The sequence below is a fragment of the Psychrosphaera haliotis genome (genome assembly GCF_039523615.1).
Classification (GTDB): domain Bacteria; phylum Pseudomonadota; class Gammaproteobacteria; order Enterobacterales; family Alteromonadaceae; genus Psychrosphaera; species Psychrosphaera haliotis.
In genome coordinates, this window is record NZ_BAAAFQ010000007.1 from 486,235 (window position 1) to 498,941 (window position 12,707).

The following is a 12,707-nucleotide window of genomic DNA, read 5'->3' on the forward strand; positions in this document are numbered from 1 at the left end:
TACGCCCATGTTTGTTACTTAAATATGGTTAATTTACGTTTAATTTCTTGCCTTTTTTATCTTAGTTTTTAAATAAACCAAAGTGATAAAAAGCGAAGTAATTAAAATAACAAGGTACTTTTTTTATTATGTCTAAACGCGATTATTATGAAGTTCTAGGTGTCGACAAGAGCGCATCAGAGCGTGACATCAAAAAAGCGTACAAGCGCCTAGCGATGAAGTATCACCCAGACCGTACCGCTGGTGATAAAGACTTAGAAGTTAAATTCAAAGAAGTGAAAGAAGCTTACGAGATTCTTTCCGACGAAGATAAGCGTCATAAATACGACCAGCATGGTCATGCTGCGTTTGAACACGGTCATGGCGGAGGCGGCGGTTTCGGCGGCGGTCATGGCGACTTTTCAGATGTATTTGGCGACGTTTTTGGTGACATCTTCGGTGGTGGTCGCAGAGGCGGTGGCGGTCAACGTCAGCAACGTGGTTCGGACTTGCGATATAACTTAGAAATGAGTTTAGAAGACGCAGTACGTGGCAAAGAGCTTGAGATAAAGGTGCCTACTTGGGTTTCTTGTAAGCCATGTGATGGCTCAGGTGCAAAAGCTGGATCTAAGCCAAAAACCTGTGGTACTTGTCACGGAGCTGGTCAAGTTCAAATGCGTCAGGGCTTTTTTGCTGTGCAACAGCCATGTCCAACGTGTCACGGTCAAGGTCAAATTATTTCTGACCCTTGTAATAGCTGTCATGGTCAAGGTCGAGTTGAAAAGACTAAGACGTTATCAGTGAAAATACCAGCAGGTGTAGACACAGGTGACAGAATCCGATTGGCGGGTGAAGGTGAAGCGGGAGCAAATAGTGCACCTCCCGGTGACTTGTTTGTTCAAGTACATGTAAAAGACCACCCTATTTTTGTTCGCGACGGCAGCAACTTATATTGTGAAGTACCAATTGGCTTTACAACTGCGGCGTTAGGTGGAGAAATTGAAGTTCCAACACTTGATGGCCGAGCAAAGCTTAAAGTGCCATCTGAAACGCAAACTGGCAAGATGTTCCGATTGCGTGGTAAAGGTGTTAAGTCTGTTCGTGGTGGGGCGGTTGGTGATTTACTTTGTAAAGTAATGATTGAAACACCAGTTAACTTAAATGACTCGCAAAAAGACTTGTTAAAGCAGTTTGAAGAAACAATGTCAGGTAAAACATCGAAATACCGTCCAAAAGAGCAGGGCTTTTTTGACGGTGTTAAGAAGTTTTTTGATGACTTAACTGGTTAATATTTATAGTTAATTCATACAATTGACATACTCGAACATAAAAAGCCAGCATCACTGCTGGCTTTTTTGTTTATGCAATATTCTAAATTTTATATTTTTTAGTTACTCGTGAGAAGTGTAAGCCTTTAATTGATTCCATGTATTAACTTGATAATCGTTTAAGTGGGAAGGGTTGATAAGACTCATCACATTTTTAGTCTTCTGTTTGTTTTTTTGATTGAAATAAAAATTAGCTAAATGCAACCTTGAGGTTGTAATAGTTATATCGTGGCCATCCAATAGCGCGTAATCTAGCGCTTTTTTTAACATCAATTCAGCGTTCTGCGGATTATCCAAGTAGACATATGCTTGTCCAATATGCCCGTAAATTACCATTATTTGTTGGTTATGACGGAGTGCCTTAGCATAGGGCAGGGCAGAAAGGTAAGCGGCTAAAGACTGCTGATGATCACCAGTTTGCCTGTATAAGTGTCCAAGATTACCATATAGCTCTAACTTAAAATGATCATCTTTACTATTTTTAAAACGCCTTTCTAGTGACAATAGAATACTCAATGACTCATCATATCTTTTAAGATCTAACAAAAGATTGGCGATACGAATGCTTCGAAGTGGGGCATAAAAAGAGTTGTTAATTTCAATAAGGTTCAACTTTGCTTCTTCTATTAACTTTAATGCTTGGCTGCGTCGTTCACTAACTATTAAAACCTTAGCTTTATATATCGTAAGGTAACTTGAGAATAGCGGAGGCGTGTTCTCTATTTTTATAGCCGTAATTGCTTTTTCTGCAGCTGTAAATTCCTTTATGCTTATTAATGACTCAATCTGTAAAAGTTTTAAATTGAACCAAGGCAAAGTGTAAGGTGTGGAGCGCGCTATTTTCTGATTTGCTTCAGCTAGACATTCTTTTGATGGCACAGAACAATGCTCAAAGTTTTTGAACATGTTACTTGCAGATACTTTGAGCGAACATATGCACAGAAAACTGCTTATTAACGCTAAACGGACAAAGTTCACTAAAACTCTCTTTTAACTCGTTGTGTGGCAAGTTATTTAATAAAGTTGATAATACTATTATGTTTTTTCAAATCAAGGACGATAATGAGAGCGTGTTTCTAAAAAACTAGAGTTTAGTAGTAAGTGTGAGGCTAAGATCTTGAATTTACTGAATTTAAAGAAAAGGCCAGCAAGGCTGGCTTTTTAGTGTTTTATATTTAGTTTTTATACTTTGAATTGCCCCATTACTCTTGAAAGTTGGTCTGCCGCAACAATCATGGCATTAATAGAGTCCGTAGCGCCTTGGGTTTCTGTAACAGAATCATCCGCTAATGACTTCAAGTGTCCAACGTTTTTAGATACGGAATGTGCAGTTGCAGTCTGTTCTGTACTAGCCTGAGAGATTGATTCAGTTTGTTGCTGTATCTCATGAATCGCAGTGGTAATTTCTCGTAACGTCTCTTCAATCTTTTGAGTTTGACTGATGCTTCGTTGAGCGTAGTCACGACTTTCTTCCATAACACTCTCAGCCTGCGACGCACTACTACGAAGACCTTCAATAATGTTTTGAATATTAGCGGTAGATTCTTGAGTCCGACTCGCTAATGTTCTGACTTCATCAGCTACAACCGCAAAACCTCTGCCTTGCTCGCCGGCTCTAGCTGCTTCAATGGCCGCATTTAGTGCAAGTAAGTTAGTTTGTTCTGCGATAGTGCGAATAACATCTAGTACTTCACCTACGTTCTCTGAATCTTGTCTTAGGTTTCTTACCACATCGGCTGCGCCCAATACATTTTTAGACAAGGCTGTGATATCGATAATAGCGCTGTTAACGACTTTAGCTCCATTCACCACTTGTTCTTCGGCAAGTGCAGCGTGTGTCATCGCTTGGGACGTGTTTTTTGCCATTTGTTCACTGGTGTACGCCAGCTCTTCCGAAGCACTAGCTACTTGAACAATTTCAGACTTTTCTTTATCAACTAGTCTTATGATCTCAGTTGAAGTTTCTTCTACTTGCGCCGACCTATCATGCACGTGATGTGAAATCTCGATGGACTCTTTAACTAACAACTGAATTTTGCTGATAAAGCCGTTGAACTCTGCTGCTAATGTACCAATTTCATCGTGTCTAGAGTCGTCAATTCGTTTTGTTAAATCGCCGTCACCTCGTGAGATGTCTTTCATCGCAGATACAAGATTTTTAATTGGTTTAATAATTGGTTTTGTTGCTGCATAAACTAATGCACAAACCACTAGCATTGTTATTACAACCCAGGCTGTATTTTTAGCAATGGCGTCATTTACAGGTTCATCAATGACAGTGTCTGGCACTACAAAGCCAAGTCTCCACCTCATTTTTGGGTAGTCACTTTCAATAGAGGTATATAAAACCGTGTGCGGTGTGTTATTCCAGGTAACAGACGATTTACCTTTTGATCTTTTTGTTACTAGCTTTGAAAAGTCATCAAAGCCTTCAGCACTTCTAAAATTATCATCTACATCTTGAATAAGTGAACCTGGGGGAAAATCTTCACTAAAGCTTGGGAAATAAACCAGCTTACCTTCATCTGTGACTAAAAACGCAAAACCTTCGCCTTCATACTTTATTTTGCTTAGTAGCTCTTCACCAATGGTTGTAACCAAAATATCCATGCCAGCTATACCAATAAGCTTTCGTTTACTGTCATAAAGTGGGGTTTTTACAGTGGCGCTAATAGAACCATCATTGGCATCGACGGCAGGATCAGAAACGTACAGAGAACCTTTTTGTTGAGCTTCACCCCACCAAGGCCGCTTGCTTGTGTAGTAATTTAAATCGTTGTGTCGACCATCGAGGTCAAAGTATTCAAAGGTATTGCCTGAACCAAAAAAGATGCTTTTTATCGTAGGGTCTTGGTCAGAAAAATACTTAAAGTATCGGGTAATCTCACGATGCCCTTCATCAGAGCTTAAGTCGCCACCGCGATCATTATAATTGCTAAACCAGTCCAGTACTTGAGGACTAGCAAAAACACTATGAATAACTTGGCCTTTGGCTTCGAAGAAACTTTTTATTTCCATCGCATTACTTTCTACGATGTTGCCAATGCCGGACTCAACCCGCTTAACAGTATCTTCTTTGACACTGAAAACATGGTTTGTACCAACAATTATAGACAAGATAAATAATGGAAGAACGGTCCAAAAGACCAATTGACGAGCAATAGATTGGTTTATAAAGCGCATATTTTACTACCTAACTACGTAAGTTTTATTATTATTATTCCTTTCGAATCTAATGTACCGTATGTAGATAAAATGCACAAAACTTTATATAAAAAAAAGGCCTACCAGTTAGTAAGCCTTTGTTTAATATTGGTATATACTAAATTTAAAATTAGAGCCATTGCTCCAATTTGGATTTTATTTGTTGATAATTAGCGCTATTTGGCAAAATTTCACTAAAGTAGGCATCACCACCTAGGAATCTATCTTTCTCAACTAAGATACCTACAGCACCATCTAGGTTTACAAAACTAAGCTCGGCTTCGCTACTTGAAAATAGCCCAGCTTGACGTTTAAATTCAAACTCTTGGTAGCAGTTAATGCTCGACTGAAACCCGTTACCACGTAGGTAGCCCTTTTCAACATCCACTTTTAAGATTTTATAACCTAGCTCGTACATGGCTTCTACAGCGTGTTTTTGAAAAGAGGTAGGGTGAATGTCTAAATAGTCCTTATCGGAACTATCTAAACCTTTATCAATATCTAGCCCTGTGGCGATCCAAACTTTAGACAGGCTGTTGGCAACAGCGGTAACTGGGGTTTCCGGATGAAGAGAAATAGTCAGATCATATTCTATTGTTTGGCCAGCCTCTAAAATTGAATTACTTAGACCGAGCTCCTGTGGAGTCATCGCCCAACGACTTAAAATAACGGTCTCGTTAACTTTAATTTCGCTATCGCCCAAGTCCTTTTCCGACTTAGCACTGGTGCATAGCGCTAACTCTAAACCATTAATATCTTGCTCAACGGAATCACTCGCTTGAATAACAACTCTTAAGTTGCATTCACCTCCTGGATTAAGTTGATCAGATAAAATGAACGTATCCACTTTAGCGCTACCAATACCGACACTCGCTAATAATTTTTTAAACATATTTAAGCCCTAACTATCCTTATGATTATTTTATATATAAGGTATTTAGCGAAAGATTCAAGTAGCGTTATATTTTGTTACAAGATAAGTGTTTAAAGGAAAGGGTCTAAAGGAAAGGGTCTAAAGGAAAGGGTCTAAAGGAAAGGGTTAGTCTCTATCAAAAGGGCTTAAATAAGCTTGCATAACACTTCGTAACTTTGTGCCCTTTATGCCAAATGTAAGGTCTTGTGTTGTGGTATTGCTAGTAATTAAAGTACCCGCCATGCGATCCCATATAGCCAATGCAGTGCCAAAGTTTTTATCGATATGAGGCGTTGCCTGACTATGGTGTATTTGATGCTGAGCTGGTGAAATAAACCATTTTTCTATCCGTTTATTCCAACACAACCAAACTTGAGAATGTCTTAAATTTGCCCCAAGCATGTTAAATATAAATACCGCAACATTCGCACCTGCAATATCGTAAAAACTCAATTTCGATTTAAATAAGTACACGCCTAAACCTATTGTGATTGCGTTAACTAATAAAAGTCGTGAGGCATATAAAAAGCTTTCTATAGGATGAGTCCGATAAACGGTTAAAGGGGTCATCACTTCAGCACTGTGGTGTAGCCTATGGAAACGCCATAAAAACGGAACCTTATGCATTAGTGCATGTAAAAGAAATCGTGTGAGGTCATCTAATACAAATAGGAAGGCTGTGAAACTAGTAAGTACAACCCACTCTGGTGTGGCAATAGTGATTTCGCCAAAGACTGCAGTTAAGGTTTTATGAGTTGCAATCGCAACAGGAGCAACAGCAAATAGCAGCGGCGTGATTATCCATGCTTTTATCAGTAGGTTTATAAACCAAATTTTACTATCTAGAATTGATGAGGGGTGAAAAAGCACTTCCCGACCAAATGACTTGCGCCAATTCCACACTCCCGTTTTTTTGTATTCTGTGCGGTAGACTAAAAAAACTAATACAAATGTTGATACTAAATAACCCCAATAAAGCCTTTTATTAGGGCTAAGCAAATGAACGTTGGCGTCTTGCCACAAGAGTGACAAAACGTTGTTCAATTCATTAAACACTTCTATTAGCATTTTAGATATTACTTACTAAAAATTATATTTATAACCAACAAACGCTTGTTGAGGTTTACTTGGTCTAGCGCCAAATGGTCGCCTACTAACTAACGCAACTTTGTCGGTAATATTATCGACTTTAAAGTAAACCGTATGGTTGGCATTAATATAATAGTTTGCAGATAAGTCGATAACTGTATAACTGTCAGTTTCTAAACCAGATAACGCGACATTGTCACCAGCCGCTTCCGGCATACTGCCTACATATTTAACTAGTAAGTTTAGTTGCCAGTCGTTGCTTTCTAAACCTAAGTTAACCGTCAATTGATCTTCTGGTAAATAAGGTACTGAATCACCAGCGGTTACATCACCCCACAACTCAAAGTCAGAAGCAAAATCAGATTTAAACTCTGAATGTGTTCGTGTATAGGTAACGGACCATGGCAAGTCTAATTCAGAGGTTAAGGTTTCACGACGCTGTAAGTTAAACTCAAGACCAGTAACATCAACCTCACCACCGTTATACTCTTGGTCTAACTTGGCTGTGTTAGTACAAGACGCTGAGGTAGAAAAAGAACAGCTTTCTTTTAAGTTATCGAAATCATTAAAAAATAGAACGGTTTCAAGTTGTGTCTTTTGATCGTTGTATCTTAAGCCAAGCTCATAGTTCACACTACTCTCTGGTTTAATCTCAGCATTTTGCTTAGGGCTTGTAGGTACAAACCCCTCATGAACGCCACCAAAAATACCAAGTTCAGAGGTTAATGTGTAAAACGCAGATGCACTGTAAAGCCAAGTTTTAGACTCTTTTTCTTGCCAATCGGTATTTTTTCCTTCGGCTTCATTTTGATAACGGCTGTCAATAATTTCACCGCGCCCGCCTATGGTGATATTCAGATCATCAATTTGAATTGTATCCGCTAGATAAATAGACACCGCTTCTGTTTCTTCATAATCAACGGTAGTGAATTTGGTGCCAATTTGATCTGGTGTCATCACACTATCTAGCATCAGATAGTTTTGCTCAAAATGATCACGATCAATTCTATCTTTATGGAATCGAATTCCAGTGCTAATGAGATTTTCAAAACCGGCCAGTTCAAATGATAGTTTTAAATCACTCTGTAAACCCTTTGAATAATAAGAACGGTCATTAGTCCCTACAACAATTTGCTCATAAATTTCTTCAGAGTTTTTTTGTCCTGTTAGCACTTGATAGTAGTTTTGGTTAACTTCTGTATTTGGATTGGCAACAATTTCCTGCAACGTACGATCAATGGCACCATTGCCTATTTGATTAAAACCATTCACTTTGCGCCAAGCACGCTCAAAAGTATTGTTATACAAACGCGTGGTTACGTTAAAACTATCATTGGATAGGCGATGAGTGAATTGGACTTGTTCGTGATCCCAATCCATATTGCCCACTTGGCTAGCAGCGTAACGACGATATGGACTCTCTTTAAAGTCAGTATCCGTTAAGCCCATGTAAGTCTCATTTGAAACTTCATCTGCGGCGGCTAACTTAAGCTCAAAAGACTGCTCAAGGTTTGTGTTAAATAAGCTAATTTGATGATCAAAAACAACTTTGGCCATCACGTCATTTTTATCAAAGCCAGTATCTTTTTCAAAAAGGCTGTTTTCAACGAAGTCGACGTCCTTAAAACCATCCGCTTGTGTATGCAAGGCTTCAATAACAAAACCAAGGTTACCGCTATCTAACGATACTGAGTTACCAACATGTCCGTGGAGCTTTTTATAACCGTTAGAGCCTAGTCCAACTTCGACTTGACCCTCAAAGCTGTCAGGTACAGCACGCGTTGTCATATTTAAGGTGCCAGCTACGGTATTCGGTCCAAATTTTATAGCCGCAGGCCCTTTTACTACTTCTACAGATGTCATTCGAGCAACCGTTGGGAAGTAATATGCCGCTGGCGCAGAGTAGGGCGCTGGACCAATTAATACGCCGTCTTCAAGAATATTGATTTTTTTAGAGCGCTCAGGCGTCACACCCCTAAACCCAATGTTAGGTCTTAATCCGTAACCGTCTTCTTGACGAATATTTACACCAGGGACATTAGCCAACACACGATGGATGTCGTCATATTCGTACTTTTCTAAAATAAGCTCATCAAGCAAGGTGGCAGAACCAGACTCTTTACGCAGCTTGTTGTCTCGGCCAATTATTTGAATGTGTTCAATGTTTTTTGATTTCTCTGCGCTGTTTGGCGCTTCATTATTTGTTTCACTTTGATTAGCCAAAACTGGAGAAGAGGCAATACTTAAAGCGGACAAAACACTTAAGGTGATCAGTGATTTCATAGCTTGATTTTTCATTAATCAGCGTCTCCTGCAGATGAGCTTGGCAGTTGTAGTGATAAAAATACGATAAAGGCAGACTTTAAATTATCAGTGACTTTTTTAGTTTGAGCGTAAAGCTCTTGCACTCTTGCTGGGTTATTTTGCACGGCGTCGGCAAAGCTACCTTCAGTCTCAAAAGACTCTATTGCGGCGATAGCAGCGGTAATATCGGCACGCATTTCATTAGCTAATGATTCGGCGTCAACAGCAGTCAAGTAATCGTCAAATGCAAGTTGAGTCGCAGGGTCGCTTCCTTGGAAAATTAACAGCATGGCTTCTAAGTTAGATTGTACATTTGCAAGTGAGTGCTTGCTAATGTTTGACTCTATGTCGTTTAGGCAGGTTGATGTGCCACAGCTATTTGTTATAAGCCCAATTGGCGAACCTAGTTTAGCGTCCTTAGTAATAGTATCTAAATAAAACAGCCCATCGGTTAAATGGTTAATAGCAGCATCAATATTCTCAAAACTAGAATTGCTGTTTGAGTCATTTGCTGTTTTTAAACTCGTTTCAAAATCAATAATAGTGTTGCTTCCGTTTTCACTACTCCAAGCTGAACTTAGCTCACCAGCAGTTGCAACTAAATCTGATGCAACTTCGGTAGCAAACTTACAACGTGCAACTTTGCGTTCAAGTTCAGGTCTATCATTCCAACCTTTTGGCCCGAGGCTATCGGTTTTACAGCTATGCGCTAATGACTCTGTAAATAGTAAGTGCTCCAAGGCGTCTAGGCCTTTGCGGTTAGCGGTTCTGTTTTTAATGTCGTAAGGACTGCCTGAGACGTTGCCGTTTTCAAAATAACTAACATCTAAATCAACAGCGCATTGGCTATCAACAGGCCACGAGTAGATTTGGTTTCGCAAATAACTCTCATCAGTACCCACAGGGCCAACTTGCATCATTTCTACTTGTTGCCAGCTGTACATGGTGTTTTTCCATGCTTCTTGCGCTGTCGTTTTTAGAGTGGCGTCTTCTGCCTGATTCGCTTGTAACGCTTCACAATAAGATTCAACCGCGACTAGTTGATTCTGAGCGTTTACTAAAACATCTTCAATTGCAGGTAAATAAACGTGATCAACCAAATCATTAACCATTTGTTGTTTATCAAATGTAGTGTTGGTACTCCCTGAACCTGATTGTGCACCACTAAATCCTGCTCCAGACGTACTGTCTTGCGAATCGCTACACGCTGCAGTAATTGAAAGAGTGCATGCTATGAGAATTACTTGCTTAACATGCTTTAAATTTGTATTCATTTAAGTTGAACCCCATTACAAGATGTAATTGTTTTAATCTTTAAAAACGCAAAAAGGCCGACAAATGTCAGCCTTATTATTCTAATGGCAGTTATTACCAACTAGTAGTATTTTCTGCATTAAATTCATAAGCTTGTTGAAGTACAAGCCTAACTTCAGCTAAATCTAATAAATATTGAACAACGCCGTCACCTGATAGTACGGGAGCGTCTTGTAAAAGTTCATTAATTTTAGTGTATTGGGCATCAGTTAACTTTTTATGCGGGTTAAACTGAAGGCTGATAGCAAAGCCTTTTAGTTCAGACCAATGTTTTGCTAAATCTGCATAGTTAAAATCTTCAGTGCCTAAGTCAGCATAATCAGCTAGAACGTCATTTACATAGTGCACAACGGTTGCTGCAATAGCATATTCCCAATTAGCAACGGCCTCGTCACGGAACTCTATAAGTGAAGCCATTTGAGCATCAGTTAACTCAGCACCAACATTTTCATTAATTAGTGCGCGGCCTTGTAAAAAGGCTTGCATTGCGGCTTCAGTAAAGTCGCTAGGCATTGAGTTGGAAGCAGTACCAAGATCACGTTTTGCTGCGTTTTGTGAATGACCAAAATTATATTCTGAATTTAAATCAATCATACCGCTTGTATCTGTATCGTACATGCCTTGGTAATTGTCACGTCCACCTTTGCTTGCGATTTCTTCATCTGTATAGCTCAGGTAATCACGTGCTGCACCAAAGTAACCAAAACCTTCATCATATTGATGTTCTAAGTTTGTATAGCTTTTACCGTCAACCAACATTTCGTTACTAGTATTTAAGCCTTTGTTGTCAACATTTGCGTCAAGATAATCATCTGTACCTTGCGAATAGGCAACCGCTCCTAATAGCGTTTTTTGAATTAATTGTTTGTAGTCTAGTCCGTTTTCACTAAGGTAAACTTTAGTAATAACGTCGCCATTAATGTCTTCACGAGTTGCACCAGAGGCTGCGATTTCTGCATTCTCAGCGACTTTTTCGAAGAAAAATTGAATAAGCTCTTCAGGAGTTTGGCTGCCCTTTTCTCCAAATGCGTAAAACTCTGTGCTCCAGTCTTTATGTTGACCTGTTGCATCGTTACCGGCAATTTTTCCTGATAAGTCTTTTGTACTGCCAGATATATCAGAAAGTAGTTTCTGCTCAGCTTCGCCATTAATGCTTAGTGTAAGAGCTCTGTCGCTGTAAACTGCATATTCTTCGTCAGTTGTTTTGTAATATGAGTTTAAAGCAGTCATTGCTTGTGCTTTAGTTGTCACATCTAAATTATCAATATCGTTTTGTAAGCCAGAGTCAATATAGTTATTCAGTTCTGCGATTAACACGTGACGAGCTACTTGGCCTGAATATGAAACACTATCTTCATTACTTAACTTGTTTGTAAATGCGTATACGTCAAGCACGTCTTCAATATCAATAGTTAGTGTTTTGGTAAAAGATAAGTTGCCAGAGTCTGTAACGGTAACTTCAACATCAATAGAAGTCGCGAACTCAAAATCAACGGCGAAATCAGGTGATAAGGATAGAGTATTGCCATCAATTACAAACGATTGGCTTGATGTGGTGAATGTAAAAGTATCAGAGTTGTTTACATCAGTCGCGGATAGAGTACCAACTTCAGCACCTAGGCTGTTTTCAATAACGCTATTGCTAGAGATAGTTATATTGGTTGGCGCTTCATTTTTATCGCTGTCGCTAGATGAACATGCCGTTAACTGAGTTGCTGCAATTACAACAAGACTAAGAATTGATTTTTTAAACATTTAAACACCCACGTAATGTTAATGAGAATTGTTATCATTATTTGGGTGAACTATAGTCTAAAGTTAAATGCGAATCAATCGCATTTACTTGAAATTTAGAAATAATTATCTAAAAGTCACACTTTTTGTAAAAGGTTAGCCATTCTTCTGTTTTTGGGTGCTGTATCTGCAATTGCTCTGCATGCAAGTTGAGTCTGTCGGCAAGAGCCACAATATTATCTGGAGCGTACAGCCTATCACCTATGATAGGGTGACCTAACTGCTGCATATGAACACGGAGCTGATGACTGCGGCCTGTGATAGGCGTTAATTTTACACGAGTAACAGCATGGCCATTAATGTCGTATCGGTTAAGTACCTCATAATATGTCATGCTCGCTTTGCCGGTTTCGTAACACACCTTTTGTTTTGGGCGATTTGGCCAATCAACAATTAGTGGAAAGTCTATATGTCCATTATCTTCTTTTAAGTGACCGTCAACCACCGCAATGTAGTACTTTCCTGTTGTGCGCTCCGCAAACTGTCTATTTAAATGACGCGTCGCGTTAATGTGCATCGACATTACCATTACACCTGAGGTCATCATGTCTAAACGGTGAACTACACAGGATAAAGGCCATACGGCCTGAACGCGACTCATTAGAGAGTCGAAGTGATCTTTTTTACGGCCTGGAACACTAAGCAAACCACTAGGTTTATTAAGCACAACAATATCTTCATCTTGATAAAGAATGTCTAAATATGGGGATGTTGGAGGTTGGTAATGTAATATGGCCACAAGGAATCAATATAAAAATGGGATAAACCTAAGTTTACCCCAT

Annotated in this window: 9 protein-coding genes; 1 reads left to right on the top strand and 8 read right to left on the bottom strand. The window is 39.3% G+C overall.

What is annotated here, in order from left to right:
- Window positions 1-128 precede the first annotated feature (128 nt).
- Window positions 129-1,268 carry a molecular chaperone DnaJ gene (dnaJ, locus tag ABD009_RS11765; RefSeq protein ID WP_343825624.1) on the top strand — a complete coding sequence of 380 codons (1,140 nt, stop codon included), beginning with the start codon at window positions 129-131 and terminating at the stop codon, window positions 1,266-1,268.
- Window positions 1,269-1,370: 102 nt separating this feature from the next.
- On the opposite strand, the gene ABD009_RS11770 is transcribed toward dnaJ, so the two are convergent.
- The 8 genes from ABD009_RS11770 to rluA all read right to left on the bottom strand — a co-directional run bounded on the left by ABD009_RS11770 (window position 1,371) and on the right by rluA (window position 12,664).
- Entirely contained in the window at window positions 1,371-2,213 is an 843-nt protein-coding gene (locus tag ABD009_RS11770; protein WP_343825626.1) for a tetratricopeptide repeat protein, read from the bottom strand.
- A gap of 276 nt (window positions 2,214-2,489) precedes the next feature.
- Window positions 2,490-4,490 (bottom strand): methyl-accepting chemotaxis protein, encoded by a 2,001-nt coding sequence (locus ABD009_RS11775; RefSeq protein WP_343825628.1) that lies wholly within the window; start codon window positions 4,488-4,490, stop codon window positions 2,490-2,492.
- 151 nt (window positions 4,491-4,641) lie between these two features.
- Entirely contained in the window at window positions 4,642-5,403 is a 762-nt protein-coding gene (locus ABD009_RS11780; RefSeq protein ID WP_343825630.1) for a sporulation protein, read from the bottom strand.
- A gap of 147 nt (window positions 5,404-5,550) precedes the next feature.
- Window positions 5,551-6,492 carry a sterol desaturase family protein gene (locus tag ABD009_RS11785; RefSeq protein WP_343825633.1) on the bottom strand — a complete coding sequence of 314 codons (942 nt, stop codon included), beginning with the start codon at window positions 6,490-6,492 and terminating at the stop codon, window positions 5,551-5,553.
- Window positions 6,493-6,507: 15 nt separating this feature from the next.
- Window positions 6,508-8,811 (bottom strand): TonB-dependent receptor family protein, encoded by a 2,304-nt coding sequence (locus tag ABD009_RS11790; RefSeq protein ID WP_343825635.1) that lies wholly within the window; start codon window positions 8,809-8,811, stop codon window positions 6,508-6,510.
- On the bottom strand, window positions 8,811-10,091 hold the full coding sequence (locus ABD009_RS11795; RefSeq protein ID WP_343825637.1) for an imelysin family protein: 1,281 nt from the start codon (window positions 10,089-10,091) through the stop codon (window positions 8,811-8,813). The genes ABD009_RS11790 and ABD009_RS11795 overlap by 1 nt, the downstream gene beginning before the upstream one ends.
- 94 nt (window positions 10,092-10,185) lie before the next feature.
- Window positions 10,186-11,886 (bottom strand): DUF4856 domain-containing protein, encoded by a 1,701-nt coding sequence (locus ABD009_RS11800; RefSeq protein WP_343825639.1) that lies wholly within the window; start codon window positions 11,884-11,886, stop codon window positions 10,186-10,188.
- A gap of 109 nt (window positions 11,887-11,995) precedes the next feature.
- Entirely contained in the window at window positions 11,996-12,664 is a 669-nt protein-coding gene (gene rluA, locus ABD009_RS11805; RefSeq protein ID WP_343825641.1) for a bifunctional tRNA pseudouridine(32) synthase/23S rRNA pseudouridine(746) synthase RluA, read from the bottom strand.
- Window positions 12,665-12,707 lie beyond the last annotated feature (43 nt).

Bases quoted from the DNA above. Each gene is read 5' to 3' on its own strand.
- dnaJ (WP_343825624.1), top strand. From the start codon at position 129: ATGTCTAAACGCGATTATTATGAAGTTCTAGGTGTCGACAAGAGCGCA.
- ABD009_RS11770 (WP_343825626.1), bottom strand. From the start codon at position 2,213: ATGTTCAAAAACTTTGAGCATTGTTCTGTGCCATCAAAAGAATGTCTA.
- ABD009_RS11775 (WP_343825628.1), bottom strand. From the start codon at position 4,490: ATGCGCTTTATAAACCAATCTATTGCTCGTCAATTGGTCTTTTGGACC.
- ABD009_RS11780 (WP_343825630.1), bottom strand. From the start codon at position 5,403: ATGTTTAAAAAATTATTAGCGAGTGTCGGTATTGGTAGCGCTAAAGTG.
- ABD009_RS11785 (WP_343825633.1), bottom strand. From the start codon at position 6,492: ATGCTAATAGAAGTGTTTAATGAATTGAACAACGTTTTGTCACTCTTG.
- ABD009_RS11790 (WP_343825635.1), bottom strand. From the start codon at position 8,811: ATGAAAAATCAAGCTATGAAATCACTGATCACCTTAAGTGTTTTGTCC.
- ABD009_RS11795 (WP_343825637.1), bottom strand. From the start codon at position 10,091: ATGAATACAAATTTAAAGCATGTTAAGCAAGTAATTCTCATAGCATGC.
- ABD009_RS11800 (WP_343825639.1), bottom strand. From the start codon at position 11,886: ATGTTTAAAAAATCAATTCTTAGTCTTGTTGTAATTGCAGCAACTCAG.